We start from the raw sequence: 17,674 nt of genomic DNA on the forward strand, positions 1-17,674 counted from the left end.
GTTATTCTTTGCTCATTTCCACGTGTAGTTTTGATAGTAGTTCTGTAAACGTTGACAATTCTTCTGGATTAAAATCTTTTACAACATCTTGTAAGTATTCACGTCGTTTATCAATTACTTCTTCGATTACCCGCTCGCCTTCTGCTAGTAAATGAATCCGTACGACACGACGATCTTTTTCGTCGCGTACTCGTTTTACCAATTCATTCTTTTCCATTCGATCGACTAAATCAGTTGTCGTACTGAATGCTAAAAACATTTTGTTCGACAGATCCCCAATGGTCATATCTCCATGCTCAAATAGCCATTGGAGTGCGATGAATTGAGGAGGTGTAATGGTATAATTACTTAGTATCTGACGCCCTTGTTCTTTAATGATCGCGGCAATGTAACGCAAATCCTTCTCCATATGATGAATTTCTTCAAGATTCGCTATGACTTTTTTTGTCAATGATACCAGCTCCAAATCATGATTTTGCTTATCATTTTCCTCTTAAATCTAAAAAAATGCAATACATAACTAATCAACGGATATGCCAATGCGCCACTTAGGAGTCATCATTCCACGGGATTGACACATTTTAAAGACGCAAAAAAGTCAAAGACCAATCATTCATCACCTTCTTATTATACTTCCTTCACAACCGTTCTTGCATAGGAATCATGTGGTAATATTTCCCCGCCACTTTTTTCAAACTCTTGGCGGTTCCCCATGAACTGGAACGCATTGAACGTATCACGATAAAACATTCTTTTCATAATCTGCTTGTTGTTCAAAACTGACCCATCTTTACTTTCCAATCGCAACCCCATTTTCTTGTAGCCGATTGTTTGTCCACTTCTAAATAGTTGAACACATTCGAGAGTACTATAGACAACTGTTGGCGTCACGAGAGCATGAATTGCTTCATTCTTCACCTTTTTTCGGAGAAAAAATTCAGCCGCCCCTACTACTGCAGTCGATATCGCCAAGTGAATGAAGTATGCCTTGGTCCGTTTTTTAGTAATCGATTTCAACGCCTATTCCTCCTTTTAATTGAGCTCATAAAAAATAACAATATAAATTCAGTTTAGCACACACAATTTGATCTTACCGCTTTACAAATAACAATACGATTGACAGACAAAGAAAAAAAGGTTGCAAAACTCTCTGCAACCTTTCTAATAGCGTTCAGATACTAATTCAAACTGAGCTCGCCGAGTCTAAGCAATTCTATCATCGCTTGTGCTCGACCAGAAACGCCGAGCTTTTGAATTGTATTTGAAATGTGATTGCGGACAGTTTTTTCACTGATTCCAAGCTTTCCCGCAATTTCTTTCGTTGTATGATCGGCAATGAGCAATGTGAAAATTTCACGTTCCCTACCCGTGAGAACAGATCGGTTGTTTAACTCCTCCATCAAGACGCGCCCCTCCTATTCGGTTTCCCTTTACAGTATTCCAAATAGGGAGAGGCTGTGCCGGCTTAATTCCTAGTTCTTTCGTAGAACAAATCCTTTTCTTCTTCTGTCCAAGCAACTCCCGAGCCTGTCTTCTTCGAGATTTGCACCATCGCACCACGTCCGGTGAATACGACGTCGCCTTCCGCATTCTTCGCCATATAATGAATATCGACGGAACTGTTCCCAATCGAATCCGCTTTCACATACACATCAATTGATTCATCAAAAAACACTTGCTTCATATAATCACACTGCAGATCCGCCACAACAGGTATGCGTTCTCCTTTTGGATCGAGCCAATCATTCATCAATCCTAAACTTTTTAAGTAATCAATCCGCGCTTGTTCAAAATAAGCAAACGTCACCGTATTATTCAGATGCCCAAACATATCCGTCTCAGAAAATCGCACTCGCATCCGCGCCGAAAACCGAAACCCCTCTTCCCACTCCTCAAAATTCTTTATATAGCTCTGCTTCATACTATTCTCCCCCAGTCGATAAAGTGAATGACCATTCATTCTCCCATTATATCAAACAACTCAGACAATAAGTAGTGATTCTGCTTTGAACATTTTTTTGGAATGTAGACACCGTCTTCCACTACTAGCCGTTGATTGTAGTGGAAGACGGCGACTCCGGAGGGATCAGCACGATGGGGAGACCCTGGAGGGAGCGGAGCGACTGAAGCGGCTCACCATCCGTGCCCCTCGGAACGCGTCCGTCTGAAACGAATATCAACACCGTCCAAGAATTCATTCCAACAAAAAGCCCAGAAAATCAGCTCTCGCTGACTTTCCGGACAATCTTCAAGTAGACATCAGTCTACCATATGGTCACTTCCGAAGAAGTTCTTAAACATTTGTACAGTCGTCGCACGGTTCATCGCCGCAATAGAAGTTGTCAAAGGAATTCCCTTCGGACAAGCCACTACACAGTTCTGTGAGTTTCCGCACTCCCCAAGACCGCCATCTGTCATCAACGCTGACAAACGCTCATCCTTGTTCTGTGCACCCGTTGGATGTGTATTGAACAAACGAACTTGTGAGATCGCAAATGGTCCCATGAAGTTTGTTTGATCGTTAACATTCGGGCATGCCTCTAGACACACACCACATGTCATACACTTCGAAAGCTCATATGCCCATTGGCGTTTTCGCTCAGGCATACGTGGTCCCTCGCCAAGATCATACGTGCCATCAATCGGAATCCATGCTTTGATTTTCTTAAGAGAATCGAACATGCCTTCACGATCGACAACCAAGTCACGAACGACTGGGAATGTACGCATCGGCTCTAATTTAATCGGCTGTGTTAACTGATCAACCAACGCTGTACACGACTGGCGTGGACGTCCGTTGATGACCATTGAACATGCTCCACAAACTTCTTCCAGACAGTTCATGTCCCAGTTGATAGGCGTTGTTTTTTCACCTTTAGCGTTCACTGGGTTACGTCGGATTTCCATCAAAGCAGAAATGACGTTCATGTTGGCTTTATATGGGACTTCGAAAGATTCCATGTACGGCGCAGATTCAGGTGTATCCTGCCGCTGGATTTCGAACATTACAGTTTTAGCGGGAGCTGTCTGTTCTTGAACAGCTGTTTGGTGTTCACTCATTTCCGTCAGTCTCCTTTCGATGCGAAATTATCGTCTTACTCGAGTCGCGTCAAGTTTATTTAGATGAAGAGTAATCACGTTTACGAGGTGGAATTAGTGAAACATCCACATCTTCATACGTTAAGATTGGTGCGGATTCACCATCAAACGTCGCAATTGTCGTCTTCAAGAAGTTTTCATCATCACGTTCTGGGAAGTCAGGCTTGTAGTGAGCCCCACGGCTTTCGTTACGGTTCAGTGCTCCAAGAGTGATAACACGAGCCAAGTACAGCATGTTCTTCAACTGACGAGTGAATGTCGCACCTTGGTTCGACCACTGTTGTGTATCCGTCATGTTGATGTTTTCCCAACGCTCAAGTAATTCTTGAATCTTTTTATCCGTAGCTTCCAAACGATCGTTATAACGCACAACCGTTACATTCTCAGTCATCAGTTCCCCAAGTTCGCGGTGAATTACATACGCGTTCTCAGTTCCCTTCATATTGAGGATCGCTTCCCACTTCAATTGCTCTTCTTTCACAGCGTCGTCGAAGATCTTAGAAGGCATATCGTCTGCAGAATGCTTCAGACCCTTCATATACTTAACGGCTTCTGGTCCAGCAAGCATTCCACCATAGATGGCAGATAGCAGAGAGTTGGCACCTAGACGGTTACCACCGTGTTGTGAGTAATCACATTCACCCGCAGCGAATAAGCCCGGGATAGATGTATGCTGGTCGTAATCGACCCAAAGTCCGCCCATTGAATAGTGGACTGCAGGGAAGATCTTCATAGGAACTTTACGTGGGTCATCCCCAGTAAATTTCTCGTAGATCTCAATGATTCCGCCAAGCTTGATATCGAGCTCATGTGGATCTTTGTGAGACAAATCGAGGTAAACCATGTTCTCCCCGTTAATGCCAAGGCGCTGGTTTACACACACGTCAAAAATTTCACGCGTTGCAACGTCACGTGGTACGAGGTTTCCGTAAGCAGGATATTTTTCCTCAAGGAAGTACCAAGGCTTACCGTCTTTATATGTCCAAATTCGACCACCTTCACCACGTGCAGATTCACTCATGAGACGAAGTTTGTCGTCTCCAGGAATTGCAGTTGGGTGAATCTGGATGAATTCTCCGTTTGCATATTTAGCCCCTTGTTGATAAACGATGGAAGCTGCTGAACCTGTGTTAATAACAGAGTTCGTCGATTTACCAAAGATAATTCCAGGTCCGCCCGTTGCCATAATGACAGCATCACCAGGGAATGCTTTGATTTCCATAGTTTTAAGGTTTTGTGCTTTAATACCACGGCAAACACCTTCGTCATCCATGATGATACCAAGGAATTCCCAATGTTCAAATTTCTGAACTAGACCTGCAACTTCTTGCGCACGAACTTGCTCGTCCAATGCGTAAAGGAGCTGTTGTCCAGTAGTCGCACCTGCATACGCGGTACGGTGATGCATTGTTCCGCCAAAACGACGGAAGTCCAATAGACCTTCCGGAGTACGGTTGAACATAACGCCCATACGGTCAAGCAAGTGGATAATTCCTGGTGCTGCCTCAGCCATCGCTTTTACAGGTGGTTGGTTCGCTAGGAAGTCCCCGCCGTAAATCGTATCATCAAAGTGAATCATAGGGGAATCCCCTTCACCCTTTGTGTTTACAGCGCCATTAATACCGCCTTGAGCACAAACGGAGTGAGAACGTTTTACAGGAACGAGGGAAAACAAGTCTACTCCGACGCCTTCTTCTGATGCCTTGATGGTCGCCATTAGGCCGGCAAGACCGCCTCCGACGACAATCACTCTACCTTTTGACATTATTGTTTCACTCCTCAAAGTTTACATAATAACGTAGTATTTCTTAAGCGAATGCAAATAGTGCGCGCATTCCAATCACAGAAAGAATTACAAAAATACCTAGAGTTACATAAGTAACAATCTTCTGTGAGCGTGGTGATTGTGCCAATCCCCAAGTTACTAGGAATGACCAAACGCCGTTCGCCAAGTGGAAAGTAGCCGCAAGAATACCAAGCGCGTAGAACACGATCATGAATGGATTGGCAAAAATCTCTGCCATCATATCGTAGTTAACCTCCGCACCAAACATTTTTTGGATACGTGTTTCATAAATGTGCCATGCAATGAAGATGACAAGGAATACCCCTGTTACACGCTGCAACATGAACATCCAGTTACGGAATGTACCATAACGTTGTACGTTGTTTTTCGAAGTAAATGCGAGATACACTCCGTAAAACGCGTGGAACATGAGCGGTATGTAGATGACGAACCATTCAAGGAAATAGATGAACGGCAGGTTTTCAATAAAGTGCGCCGCTGTGTTAAATGACTCAGCACCTCTAGTTGCAAAATGGTTGATGATTAAGTGTTGCGTCACAAACAAACCAATTGGAATAATTCCAAGCAATGAATGCAGTCGGCGCCAGTAAAACTCTGATTCTCTCACCAAGTGATTTACCCTCCCTTATTTCGGAGCCGGATGTCTTTTTCTACCTGATAAAACGACAAGCGAATGTTTGACGGTCCGTCTCTTCATGTTACAATATAATAACATGTACATTGTACTCCTCCATATTGGGAAGGTCAAGGTGACGAACTTGTATGATTGACCTTTTAGTTGTAAATCTAATGACATACCATGAGAGGTAATTTGATAGATACGAAAGGGATGCTCGCGTTTTGGCACACGATTCAACTGGAGAGCCGACACGATTCGGCTACGAACTACTGAGAGACCATGTAATTCCTGGCATTCTGGGAAAACATGAAGATGATATTTTGTATTGGGCGGGAAAAGAAATTGCTCGTAAGTTCCCTGTCTTTTCCGTCGATGAAATCCCCGACTTTTTTAAAGAAGCTGGTTGGGGCGAATTGAGTTTAGTGAGTTCAGGTAAAGAAGAAGCTGATTATGAGTTGTCTGGACGGATTATTTCTCCAGCTACTAAGGATTCGTATCACTTGGAGTCCGGCTTCATAGCTGAGCAATACCAGATTGCGAATGGTTGCTTGACAGAATGTTACGGTTCACGAGATGAGAAAACCAGACAGATCATCTTGCAAGTACGTTGGGATGAAACCTATAAGATAGAAAAATAATCACGTGGCTGGAGGATGAGCGGTTTCGCATCCTCCAGTTTTTTGTGTGGATTTTTGTCATTGTCTATTGAAGGCATACTCTTGATTTCCATTAAGTGCTTAGTTTTAATTGATTAAGTGCATTTTTGCGCGAGGTAGTACTGGGGTTAATAGAGAATCGTGATGCGTGATTGGGGCTTGCCTGTGGTTATGATCACTTTTTTGTGCTTTATGAGCATTTTCTAAGATTTATGATCACATTTCTGGGTTTATGAGCAAATTTGGTGGTTTATGATCACAATCCCTGTTTTATGAGCACTTTCTACGATTTATGATCACTTCCCCTGTTTTATGAGCACACCACCATCTGTAAGTAGGAGTTGGAGGTTGCACGTGGGATTAATCGGACTACAGCGACTCAAATTATCTCAAATTGATCACTAAATGCTTCGCACAGCGAAGCACACATACAACCACTTAATTTAATTTGGTTAAGTGAACACTTCGCGCGAGTTTGAGCTTGAATTACAGTGAATCGTGCCGCGTGATAGGGGCTTCGTGGTGGTTATGATCACTTTTTGTGCTTTATGAGCATTTTCTCAGATTTATGATCACATTTCTTGGTTTATGAGCAAATTTCGTGGTTTATGATCACAATCCCAGTTTTATGAGCACTTTCTACGATTTATGATCACTTCCCCCCGTTTTATGAGCACTCTTCCCTCTCGACGGTTCTATAGTAGAGATAACCCTGTCCATTGCATGAAAAAGAACGAGCCAGGGTGGCCCGTTCTTTTACTCTTTCGCTTGTTCTGCATTCTTGTTCTTTTCTGCAAAATATTCAGCTACAGATTCTGCAACAACTTTTGGAAGTCCTGCCTCAACAAGCTCTTCTTTCGTAGCAGCTTTAATTTTCTTCACAGAACCAAAGTGTTTCAGTAATTTCTGCTTACGCTTGGGACCAACTCCGGGCAATCCATCGAGCGAAGATACGAGAGAACCCGTGTCGCGACGTTGCCTGTGAAACGTAATTGCGAAACGGTGGACTTCATCTTGAATTCGTTGAAGTAAATAGAATGCTTCACTCGAACGCTTTAACGGGATAAGCTCAGGCGGTGACCCATATAATAATTGTGCAGTTTGGTGTTTATCATCTTTTGCAAGCCCGGCTATCGGTATGGATAGTCCTAACTCATCTTCAATGATCTCACGCGCAATGCCCATCTGCCCCTTTCCACCATCGATAACAATTAAATCTGGTAATGGCAAATTGTCTTTTAGGACACGCGTATACCGTCTGCGTATGACTTCGCGCATTGCGCCGTAATCGTCATGTGCCGAAGCGGTTTTCGTCTTGTATTTCCGGTAGTCTTTACGATTCGGTTTTCCATCGACGAATGAAACCATTGCTGAAACTGGCTCCACACCATGAGTATGGGAGTTATCAAATGCCTCAATTCGCAAAGGAATTGAGATGTTCATCGCATCGCTTAATTCTTCACAAGCCCCAATCGTCCGCTCTTCTTGTCGGTCGATTAACTGGAACTTTTGTTTCAAAGAAATGGCTGCGTTCTTATTTGCAAGCTGAACCAAATCTTTTTTCTTCCCACGTTGAGGAATGTAGACATGGACATCCAGCAATTGTTCGACGATCTCCTGGTCAATTCCTGGTGGCAACAACACTTCACTCGGTTTAATATGCGATAGTTTGCCATAAAATTGTCCAATGAATGTTAATAATTCCTCTTCTGGATCTCGATAAACCGGGAAAAGAGAAACATCACGCTCAATGAGCTTGCCTTGACGTACAAAAAATACTTGAACACACATCCAGCCTTTTTCAACAGCATAACCAAAAATATCCCGATCTTTAAAGTCATGCATCGTCATCGTTTGTTTTTCCATGACGGTTTCAATATTAGAGATTTGGTCACGATATTCAGTGGCTCGTTCAAACTCAAGATTCTCAGCTGCATCCTGCATCTTTTGAGTAAGCTCTTTTTTCATGGACTTATAGCCACCATTTAAGAAGCGAGCAATATCATCTGTCATTTCTTTATAAGTATCTTTAGGAACATCATACACACAAGGAGCAAGACATTGCCCTAAATGGTAATACAGACAAACACGATCTGGAAGCGTATGGCATTTACGGTATGGATATAACCGATCCAGTAATTTCTTCGTTTCCGTCGCTGCCGTGACGTTCGGATAGGGTCCGAAATATCGTCCTTTATCCTTTTTCACAATACGTGTAACAATTAGTTTAGGATGTCTTTCCGCAGTCAACTTCAAGTAGGGGTACGTTTTATCATCTTTCAACATGATGTTGTACTTCGGATCGTATTGTTTGATCAGATTCAATTCGAGGATCAGCGCTTCAATATCAGAGGACGTGATAATCGTTTCGAAGTCTTCGATTTCAGTCACAAGTCGCTGTGTTTTGGCATCATGGGAGCCCGTGAAATAACTGCGGACACGGTTTTTTAGAACTTTCGCTTTGCCGACGTAAATTACAGTCCCTTGACGATCTTTCATCATATAACAGCCAGGCATATCAGGAAGGATTGCAAGCTTGTTTTGAATCAATTCATTCATCTAGAATCACCTGCCAAAAAAACCGGGTTCCTCTAGAAAAGGGACCCGGTTTGAGATAGTAAACTTATGCGTGTTGCTCAACCAATTTTGCGAGCTCTTCTTTCGGACGGAAGCCAACCACTTTATCAACAGTCTCGCCGTTTTTCATAACGAGCAATGTTGGGATTGACATAATGCCGAACTTGCTTGCTGTTTCTTGGTTATCGTCCACGTTTACTTTAACGATTTTTGCTTTCCCTTCGATTTCTCCATCCAACTCTTCAAGAACTGGAGCAATCATTTTACAAGGTCCACACCAAGGTGCCCAAAAATCAACAAGTACTACGCCATCATTAGTTATTTCTGTGAAATCTGCATCTGTTGCATTCAAAATAGCCATTGGGTAAGTCCTCCTTTATAGGTAACAACTATGTAAACATTATATCATGCAGTTATTGAACAGGCGAAATATCTGCCTACTGCATTCCTAGCGCATTTTCATCTACAAATACTTTAGAGCAGAAGTGAAGGAACCACTTCTGCTCTCTCAAATCAATTCGCTATTTCATCAACTGATTAAACAGCTGGTGACCCTTTTAGTTTCTTAACTTCTTCGATCATCATTGGCACAACTTCAAATAGATCGCCTACGATTCCGTAGTCAGCAACTTTGAAAATGTTCGCTTCCGGGTCTTTGTTGATGGCAACGATTACTTTTGAATTCGACATTCCAGCCATATGCTGGATTGCACCAGAGATTCCTACTGCAATGTACAAATCAGGTGTTACAACTTTACCTGTTTGTCCGATTTGCAAGGAGTAATCACAGTAATCCGCGTCACATGCCCCACGTGAAGCTCCAACAGCTCCGCCTAGCAAGTGTGCAAGTTCTTCGAGCGGTTTGAATCCGTCTTCACTCTTCACACCGCGTCCGCCAGCGATGATTACTTTCGCTTCTGACAAGTCTACACCTTCAGTAGATTTACGAACAACGTTTGCAATAACAGAACGAAGATTTGTAATATCGACTGACAAAGATGAAACGTCACCTGAACGGCTTTCATCTTTCGCAAGTGGTTCTATGTTATTTGGACGGATCGTGATAAATAGAAGTCCGCCCTTGCTTTGAACTTTTTCAAAAGCTTTACCTGAATAGATTGGGCGGATGAACTCAGCTGCATCGCCTTCTCCTTCAATTTTCGTCACATCAGAAATGAGTCCTGAGCTTAGTTTACTTGCTAGTTTCGGAGAAAGGTCTTTCCCCAATGCAGTATGTCCCAAGACAATTGCGTCAGGCTTCTCTTGCTCATAGACTGCCATGAATGCTTGGCTATAAGCATCTGAAGTGTATTGCTTCAAGTGAGGATGTTCAACTGTTACAACGCGATCTGCGCCGTATTGAACCATTTCTTGAGCTAGATTTTCAACAGAGTCCCCAAGGAGAACAGCTGTCACTGTTCCTCCTTCTGAAATTGTTTTTGCTGCAGCAATCGTTTCAAATGAGACGTTACGCAGTTCGCCTTCACGAGCTTCGCCAAGTACTAATACATTTTTAGACATATAGAGTCCCTCCTAGAACGGTTTAAGATGCTGGTATTATATGACTTTCGCTTCTTTGTTTAATAAGTTTACCAATTCACTTACCTGATCCGAGATGTCGCCTTCAAGTACACGCCCAGCTGCCTTTTCTGGTGGCATGAAGATGTCGATTGTCTTTGTCTTTGCTTCGACGTCCTCTTCATCAAGATCGAGATCATCCAATTCCAATTCTTCAAGAGGCTTTTTCTTTGCCTTCATGATTCCTGGGAGTGATGGATATCGAGGCTCGTTTAACCCTTGTTGAGCTGTCACAAGAAGTGGCAATGAAGTTTCGATTGTTTCAGAGTCGCCTTCAACGTCACGGACAAGCGTTGCAGATGTCCCGTCAATCTTCAAGTCAGTAATTGTCGTGACATAGTTAATGCCTAGAAGTTCTGCGACACGTGGTCCGACTTGACCGGATCCACCGTCAATTGCAACGTTTCCAGCGATGATCAAGTCAGCATCTTTGTCTTTTAAGTATTCAGAGATGATTTTAGCTGCTGAGAATTCATCCATCTCATCCAAGTCATCTTCTGTGTTGATCAATACCGCTTTGTCAGCGCCCATTGCAAGTGCAGTGCGGAGCTGCTTTTCAGCGTCTTCTCCACCAAGTGAAAGGACAGTTACTTCACCACCGTGTTCATCACGGACCTGAATTGCTTCTTCAACAGCATACTCATCGTACGGATTAATGATGAATTCTGCACCGTCTTCTTGAATGGCACCATTTTTAACAACGATCTTTTCCTCTGTGTCAAATGTACGTTTTACTAAAGCATAAATGTTCATACTGCAGACCTCCTTGACGTATTATCGTCCATTAAATTTAGGTTCACGTTTTTCTATAAATGCTTGAATGCCTTCTTTGGCATCTTCTGATACAAATACTTCACCAAACGAATCCGCTTCTGCCTCGACGCCCTTATGATAAGAATCGTCTTTGGCGAATTGAAGCATGGCCAATGCAGCTTTCATAGCTACTGGGCTCTTCTTTGCAATTTTGTGTGCGATCGCCATCGTTTCGGACAGCAACACGTCTTCAGCAAAGACACGGTTTGCAAGTCCCCATTTCACAGCTTCGAGTCCCGAAATCGGATCGCTCGTCAGCAACATTTCGGCTGCTTTAGCTTTCCCAACGTATCCCGGTAGCCTCTGTGTTCCAGCGAAGCCAGGAATCAGGCCAAGCTGTAACTCTGGTAGACCGAGTTTTGCGTTTTCAGTTACAAAACGCATGTGGCACGCCATGGCAAGTTCGAGCCCTCCACCTAATGCTGCGCCATGGATGGCTGCAATCACTGGTTTGTGATAGGTTTCCAGTTTCTCAAAGATACGTTGACCGTCTGCTGACAGTTTTGAGAATTCTGCTCCTGAAGTGACAGTTGTGAATTCTTTAATGTCGGCTCCAGCTGAGAAGAATTTGCCTTCTCCGTGAAGGACGATCACTCGTACTTCTTCGATGTCCTTCAGTTGTTCTAGCAAGTCGCCAACTTCTAGAATGAGTGCTCTTGAGAGAGCGTTTGCAGGGGGACGATTGATTGTTGCGACGGCGACCCCTTGATCAATTGAGACTTTCAAAAAATCCATGTCATCCCATCCTTTTTCAGTACGGTTTGCTATGATGATTTGTAAAATGGAAGCGCCTTCAATGATAGCATACTAGTTTCTTAAAAATAAAGATTTTCCACTTTGTTGCGACAATTTTGTTTACACAGATAGATTACGGGGTTGATTTACGCTTCAGGCGTACGCTTTCCGAGGGGCTCGATTTCAGCCTCCTCAGTCGCGTTGCTCCCTGCGGGGTCTTCAATCTTCGCTTATCCCTTCGGAGTCGACGCCTTCCGCTTCAATCAACGGATACTTCCATCAAAAGAGATAACACCTCAAATAGTTATGAATAAAAGTTACCCTTTCATGCCAGAGAGTAGTAGTTTGTGTACTCTTGGGGCTAGTTCGAGTAGGTCGTATTTCTGATCGTTCATGACCCAGGATGTGGTAGTTTCGTCGATTGTGCCGAAAACCATCTGTCTAGCGAGTCGGATGTCGAGATCTGAAGAGAACTCCCCACTTTCAATTCCTTCTCGAAGTAAAGCATCCAATAAGGTTAAGTATTCTTTTAGTACTTCGTTGATACGGAAACGAAGTTCTTTGCTGGATTGACGTAGCTCCAGTTGTGTGACGATGGCTAAGTTGCGATCATCGTGCAGCACTTTAAAATGGTTCTCGATCATTTTAAATAGCTTGTCGGAAGCAGATAAATCCATTTCTAAAATATCTTTTACGTAGTCTGCAAAAACGGCCATCTTCTCTTGAAATACCGAAATGAGGATGTCTTCTTTGTTTTTGAAGTACAAGTAAATCGTACCATCTGCGACGCCTGCTTCTTTTGCGATCTTCGACACTTGTGCTTGGTGGTAGCCATTTTGTGCGATAATTGACACAGCAGCGTCCACTATTTTTTTATATTTCGGTTTTTCTCGCTTCAATTTTTTCTCACCACCATAAAAAAGAAAATATGAATGATGGTTCATTCATATTTTCATATTAATAGTTATTTAGTTTTTAGTCAAGCCTTTTAGTTAGGATGTCAACTGTTGTTGCTCGACTTTCTTTTTCTCTTCGTCTACTAAAGCTCTTCTTAGAATCTTCCCAACAGCGGTCTTCGGAAGCTCATTTCGGAACTCATAAATCCGTGGGACTTTGAATGATGCCATATTTGTTCTGCAATACGTATCTAGTTCTTCTTCGGTCAGTGAATATCCTTCTTTTAAGACAATATAGGCTTTCACAGTTTCCCCGCGATAAGGATCTGGTACTCCTGCGACCACACATTCTTGAATCGCTTCGTTTTCATATAATACTTCTTCGATTTCTCGTGGTGAAATATTAAAACCACTTGCAATAATCATGTCTTTTTTCCGGTCAACGACGTAGAAGAAGCCATCTTCATCCATATAACCAAGGTCCCCTGTTAAAAACCAACCTTCACGGAATGATTCTTTTGTTTCTTCCGGGCGATTCCAATAGCCAGTCATCACTTGAGGTCCCTTAATGGCAATCTCTCCTACATCACCCGGTTTCATCGGTATAGAAGAATCTGGTGGTAATATAGCAACGTCGGTATTCGGCCATGGTACGCCAATGGAACCGCGTTTACGCTGACCTTCCCAAACAAAATTAGCAATCGCGACTGGAGATGTTTCAGTGAGTCCATATCCTTCTACCAGTTTCCCACCTGTCACTTTTTCAAATTTCTCTTGCACTTCTACTGGAAGTGCAGCTGACCCACTCAAACAGGCTTTAATGGACGACAAATCGTACTTCGCAACATCTGGATGATTAAGTAAGCCAATATAGATTGTTGGTGCGCCTGGGAATAACGTCGGCTTCTGTTTGTCAATCTCTTTGAGTGCTGTCTTGAAATCGAATTTTGGAATCAATACCATTTTATTTCCACACATGACTGAGAAAATGAGCACAGTCGTCATCCCATAGACATGGAAGAACGGTAAAATTCCCATTGCGACTTCATCGCCTTCTTTGGATTTGTACAGCCATGCGTTACACATTTCCGCGTTTGCAATGAGGTTCTTATGGGTAAGCATGACTCCTTTTGGAGGTCCCGTAGTCCCGCCCGTGTATTGTAGCAAAGCAATATCTTTTTCAAAATCAAATTCTAGTTGAATCGATTCAGCTTGCGTCGACTTCATGATTTCAGTGTATAGATGATGAATTCCTCGGTGCTCCACTTTTACTACAATTCCGTTTTCTTTCTTTTGTATAAAAGGATAAAGGACGTTTTTCGGGAATGGTAAGTAATCTTTAATGCTAGTTACGATAATGTTTTCCAACTGAGTTTCTTTTAATATTGAGGACACTCGGGGAAATAGTAAGTCCAGTGTAATAATTGCCTTGGCACCTGAATCGGACATCAGATACGAGATTTCACGTTCTTTGTAAAGCGGATTCGTTTGAACAACTATACCTCCTGCAAACAAAATCCCATAGTAAGCAATGGCATTTTGAGGGCAATTCGGTAGCATAATGGCCACTCGGTCGCCTTTTTCGATTCCCAGTTTCCGTAAATAGTTTGCAAACTTCAAAGAGGATTCATAAAACTCTCCGAACGTAATGTCTTTGCCTAAAAAGTGAATAGCATTCTTTTTAGGATACTTGGACGCAGTGCGTGTTAAAAATTCTTGAAGAGGAATCGGAACAAAGTCGATAACCGCAGGTATTTCAGTTGGGTATTGTGAAAGCCATGGTTTGTTCGTCATGGAACAGCCTCCTTTTCTCCAGTATATTCATAGAATATTCTTTCTTTACTAAGTATAACGAAAAATGAAGGCGTTTACAATGTTAATAATGGAAGGAATTGCAAACCCCGTAACTACAAGAGTTACGGGGTTTGCTTGACCATCCACCATATACCGAAAGCGATAAATAAAACACACAATACGAGTAATATTTTTGATAATTTCTCCATATACGTAATCGTCTCCTACTGACCATACTCTTATGAAATACTTGCACCGATGACAAATGATAATCCGACAGAAATAATCATCGAAATAAACCCTACAGAACGGTTATCTTTCTCAATTTCTTCATCTACTTTGAACATCGGTGTTAAAAATTCAAACAGCAGGTAGGCAAAAATGAGCAACGAGAATCCAAACAATCCCCATCCAATCATTTGAGGAAGCGTGTTGTGACGTTCGATAGAATATCTGAAAATGTTCGCAACACCGAATATTTTACCTCCCGTTGCAAAAGCAACAGACAAGTTCCCTTTTTTAATTTCATCCCAACATCTGTACTTTGTCACAATTTCAAATATGACCATTGAAACAACGAGACAAAGGACGACTGTACTAAAATAACCAGTTGTTTCTACTAACGGATGACTCCAAAACCCAGTCTTTGACATAGTTCGATGGCCCCTTTACGGTGATGTCTTAACGAGTACGAATGAGCCTCGAATAGGTTTCACTTTTCAAAAAAAAATTATTTCAACTCAACAACTGTTACACCGAGTCCACCTTCACCTGCATCACCAAAACGGAAATTTTTTACACGGGAATGCTTTTTAAGGTAGGTCTGGATACCTTGTCGGAGTGCACCCGTACCCTTCCCATGGATAATGGATACTTGGTGGTAGTTGGACAACAATGCATCATCCAAATACTTCTCTGTCCTTCTGATTGCATCTTCATAACGTTCCCCACGGAGATCGAGCTCCAATTTAACATGCTGATCTCGCCCACGAATTGCGGTCGAAGCTACTATCTTCTTTTCTTTTTCAGGTTTCACAAATTCCAAACCAGATTGTTCCAGCTTCATTTTCAAAATGCCGATTTGAACAATCCATTCTGTATCGGACACTTTGTCAATTAGTGTTCCTTTTTGACCGTAGCTTAAAACCTTTACCTCATCGCCTACTTGCAATGGACGAGGAGCGGCTTTCGCTTTCAGTGCTTTCTTTTTCGCTTCTTTCGGCGAAGCATTTTCAAGACGCTTTCGTGCTTCGATGAGTTCGTGTTCTTTCACAGATGCCCCTGCAGTCATGCGAAGCGCACGTAAATCTGAAATGATTGCTTCAGTTTCAAGCCTCGCCTCTTCCACAATCTTTTTAGCTTTCTCTTTCGCTTTTTCCGTTAATCTAGTTTGCATCGCTTCGTTTTCAGCAAGTTTTTCGGCAAGTTCTTTTTTCAACAATTCGGTTTCTAAAAGTAAATCATGCGTTCGTTCTGCATCTTTTTCGGATTGAACACGACTCGATTCTAAAGAAGCAATCATAGAGTCGACTTCACCACGATCCGTTCCGGTAAACGTTTTGGCACGCTCGATCAAATGATCTCCGAGACCTAGTCGTTTTGAAATTTCAAATGCGTTACTCCGTCCTGGAACGCCTATTAACAAGCGATACGTAGGACTCAATGTATCGACGTTGAATTCTACGCTTGCATTCGCAACACCATTTCTGTTATAACTGTAGGCTTTTAATTCAGGGTAGTGTGTAGTTGCCATCACTCGCGCACCTGTTCCATGGACTTCATCCAAAATGGAGATTGCGAGTGCTGCCCCTTCCTGTGGATCGGTTCCGGAACCAAGTTCATCGAAAATAATGAGAGAATCATGATCGAATTTCTTCAAGATATCAACGATATTCACCATGTGAGATGAAAACGTACTAAGGCTTTGTTCAATGGATTGTTCATCACCAATATCGGCAAAAACGGATCCGAAAACAGCGATTTCCGAGCCGTCCAATACAGGAATCGGTAATCCCGCTTGTGCCATTAACGTGCAAAGTCCAACAGTCTTTAAGGTCACGGTTTTACCACCAGTATTCGGTCCAGTAATGACAATTGTAGTAATGTCATTTCCGAATTCAATCGTATTGGCTACTGCTTCTTCGATCGGCAATAGTGGATGACGGGCTTTTGAAAGGCGCATGTAGCCATCTTGATTCACTATTGGTTTTGTACACTTGTTTGCCATTCCGTATTTCGCTTTTGCTAAAATGACATCCACTTTCACAAGCTGATCGACTAAGATAAACAAGTCATGAGCGTGTTCTTGAACAAACGCGGAAAGCTCTCGAAGAATCTTTTCAATTTCTTCTTTTTCTTTCGATTTCAACGTACGGATCTCGTTATTTGCTTGCACGACTGCATCAGGTTCAATATATACCGTCTGACCTGAAGAAGACGAATCGTGAATGACCCCACCATAATGACTGCGATATTCTGACTTCACAGGAATTACAAATCGTTCATTCCGAATTGTGACGATGCTATCAGACAACATTATCGCTGCGTTTTTCCCTCGAATAATGCTCTCCAACTTCTCGCGTACTCTACCTTCTTGAATACGCAGACTTTGACGGACGGAACGTAGTGCACTGGATGCACTATCCAACACTCGTCCATTCTCATCGACTGCACTATTAATTTCATGTTCTAACCCCGTTACGATTGGCATGGCTTCTTTAATTGTGATAAAATTTGGAATTTCTACTTCTTCATCTTGTACAACTGCTTCGATGAATTGACGGAAAATACGGCTCGCTCGAATGGTTGACGCAGTTTCCATCAATTCTTGCGCACTTAAGACACCACCGATTTGTGCACGACGTGCGTGCGGGCGTATGTCCGTAATTCCTCCCATCGGTACATTTCCTCGTACACGTAAAATCGCAAGACCTTCGTCCGTTTCTTCTAAAAGTCGTTCTACCGTTTCGAAGTCGGTATCCGGTTTCAACTTTTCCATCTCAGCTCGTCCTGCAGGAAACGTACACTGTTGTGCCGCTTGTGCGAGGACTTTGTCAAACTCTAAAGTTTTTAATACACGTGAATCCATTGCGGATCCCTT

The 17,674-nt window shown here is 42.6% G+C and carries 17 protein-coding genes; 1 reads left to right on the plus strand and 16 read right to left on the minus strand.

Annotation, left to right across the window (positions count from 1 at the left end; genetic code table 11):
* Window position 1: 1 nt before the first annotated feature.
* The 7 genes from M3197_RS07810 to M3197_RS07840 form a co-directional block, all read right to left on the minus strand.
* The gene (locus M3197_RS07810) at window positions 2-409 is read right to left on the minus strand and encodes a MarR family winged helix-turn-helix transcriptional regulator (RefSeq protein ID WP_251661017.1); all 408 of its coding nucleotides are present in this window, start codon (window positions 407-409) and stop codon (window positions 2-4) included.
* A 218-nt stretch (window positions 410-627) separates the two neighbouring features.
* Entirely contained in the window at window positions 628-1,017 is a 390-nt protein-coding gene (locus M3197_RS07815) for an RDD family protein (protein WP_251660428.1), read from the minus strand.
* Between the two features lie 161 nt (window positions 1,018-1,178).
* A complete protein-coding gene (locus M3197_RS07820; RefSeq protein ID WP_025783277.1) occupies window positions 1,179-1,400 on the minus strand; it encodes a helix-turn-helix domain-containing protein in 222 nt (73 codons plus the stop codon).
* A gap of 65 nt (window positions 1,401-1,465) precedes the next feature.
* Window positions 1,466-1,921: an acyl-CoA thioesterase gene (locus tag M3197_RS07825; protein WP_251660429.1), complete on the minus strand. Its 456-nt coding sequence runs from the start codon at window positions 1,919-1,921 to the stop codon at window positions 1,466-1,468.
* A 338-nt stretch (window positions 1,922-2,259) separates the two neighbouring features.
* On the minus strand, window positions 2,260-3,060 hold the full coding sequence (gene sdhB, locus M3197_RS07830; protein WP_432813985.1) for a succinate dehydrogenase iron-sulfur subunit: 801 nt from the start codon (window positions 3,058-3,060) through the stop codon (window positions 2,260-2,262).
* 55 nt (window positions 3,061-3,115) lie between these two features.
* A complete protein-coding gene (sdhA, locus tag M3197_RS07835; RefSeq protein ID WP_251660430.1) occupies window positions 3,116-4,864 on the minus strand; it encodes a succinate dehydrogenase flavoprotein subunit in 1,749 nt (582 codons plus the stop codon).
* A 43-nt stretch (window positions 4,865-4,907) separates the two neighbouring features.
* Window positions 4,908-5,516, minus strand: coding sequence for a succinate dehydrogenase cytochrome b558 subunit (locus M3197_RS07840; protein WP_285851245.1), 609 nt, complete (start codon window positions 5,514-5,516; stop codon window positions 4,908-4,910).
* Between the two features lie 230 nt (window positions 5,517-5,746).
* Here M3197_RS07840 and M3197_RS07845 point away from each other — a divergent pair, with 230 nt between their 5' ends.
* The gene (locus M3197_RS07845; protein WP_251660432.1) at window positions 5,747-6,163 is read left to right on the plus strand and encodes a YslB family protein; all 417 of its coding nucleotides are present in this window, start codon (window positions 5,747-5,749) and stop codon (window positions 6,161-6,163) included.
* Window positions 6,164-6,937: 774 nt separating this feature from the next.
* Here M3197_RS07845 and uvrC read toward each other — a convergent pair.
* From uvrC to M3197_RS07890, 9 genes are all read right to left on the minus strand, one after another.
* Window positions 6,938-8,740, minus strand: a complete 1,803-nt coding sequence (gene uvrC / locus M3197_RS07850) for an excinuclease ABC subunit UvrC (protein ID WP_251660434.1) — start codon at window positions 8,738-8,740, stop codon at window positions 6,938-6,940.
* A 64-nt stretch (window positions 8,741-8,804) separates the two neighbouring features.
* On the minus strand, window positions 8,805-9,119 hold the full coding sequence (gene trxA / locus M3197_RS07855; protein ID WP_025783270.1) for a thioredoxin: 315 nt from the start codon (window positions 9,117-9,119) through the stop codon (window positions 8,805-8,807).
* A gap of 176 nt (window positions 9,120-9,295) precedes the next feature.
* The gene (locus tag M3197_RS07860; protein ID WP_251660436.1) at window positions 9,296-10,279 is read right to left on the minus strand and encodes an electron transfer flavoprotein subunit alpha/FixB family protein; all 984 of its coding nucleotides are present in this window, start codon (window positions 10,277-10,279) and stop codon (window positions 9,296-9,298) included.
* A 36-nt stretch (window positions 10,280-10,315) separates the two neighbouring features.
* Window positions 10,316-11,089 (minus strand): electron transfer flavoprotein subunit beta/FixA family protein, encoded by a 774-nt coding sequence (locus tag M3197_RS07865; protein ID WP_251660438.1) that lies wholly within the window; start codon window positions 11,087-11,089, stop codon window positions 10,316-10,318.
* Between the two features lie 21 nt (window positions 11,090-11,110).
* Entirely contained in the window at window positions 11,111-11,884 is a 774-nt protein-coding gene (locus M3197_RS07870) for an enoyl-CoA hydratase (RefSeq protein WP_251660439.1), read from the minus strand.
* 317 nt (window positions 11,885-12,201) lie between these two features.
* Complete coding sequence (gene fadR, locus M3197_RS07875) at window positions 12,202-12,783, minus strand: fatty acid metabolism transcriptional regulator FadR (RefSeq protein ID WP_251661023.1); 582 nt, start codon at window positions 12,781-12,783, stop codon at window positions 12,202-12,204.
* A gap of 93 nt (window positions 12,784-12,876) precedes the next feature.
* Entirely contained in the window at window positions 12,877-14,574 is a 1,698-nt protein-coding gene (locus M3197_RS07880) for a long-chain-fatty-acid--CoA ligase (protein WP_251660441.1), read from the minus strand.
* A gap of 239 nt (window positions 14,575-14,813) precedes the next feature.
* Complete coding sequence (locus tag M3197_RS07885; protein WP_251660443.1) at window positions 14,814-15,227, minus strand: DUF350 domain-containing protein; 414 nt, start codon at window positions 15,225-15,227, stop codon at window positions 14,814-14,816.
* Between the two features lie 77 nt (window positions 15,228-15,304).
* The gene (locus tag M3197_RS07890) at window positions 15,305-17,662 is read right to left on the minus strand and encodes an endonuclease MutS2 (RefSeq protein WP_251660445.1); all 2,358 of its coding nucleotides are present in this window, start codon (window positions 17,660-17,662) and stop codon (window positions 15,305-15,307) included.
* Window positions 17,663-17,674 lie beyond the last annotated feature (12 nt).

The organism is Sporosarcina aquimarina, from assembly GCF_023715615.1.
Taxonomy (GTDB): Bacteria; Bacillota; Bacilli; order Bacillales_A; family Planococcaceae; genus Sporosarcina; species Sporosarcina aquimarina_A.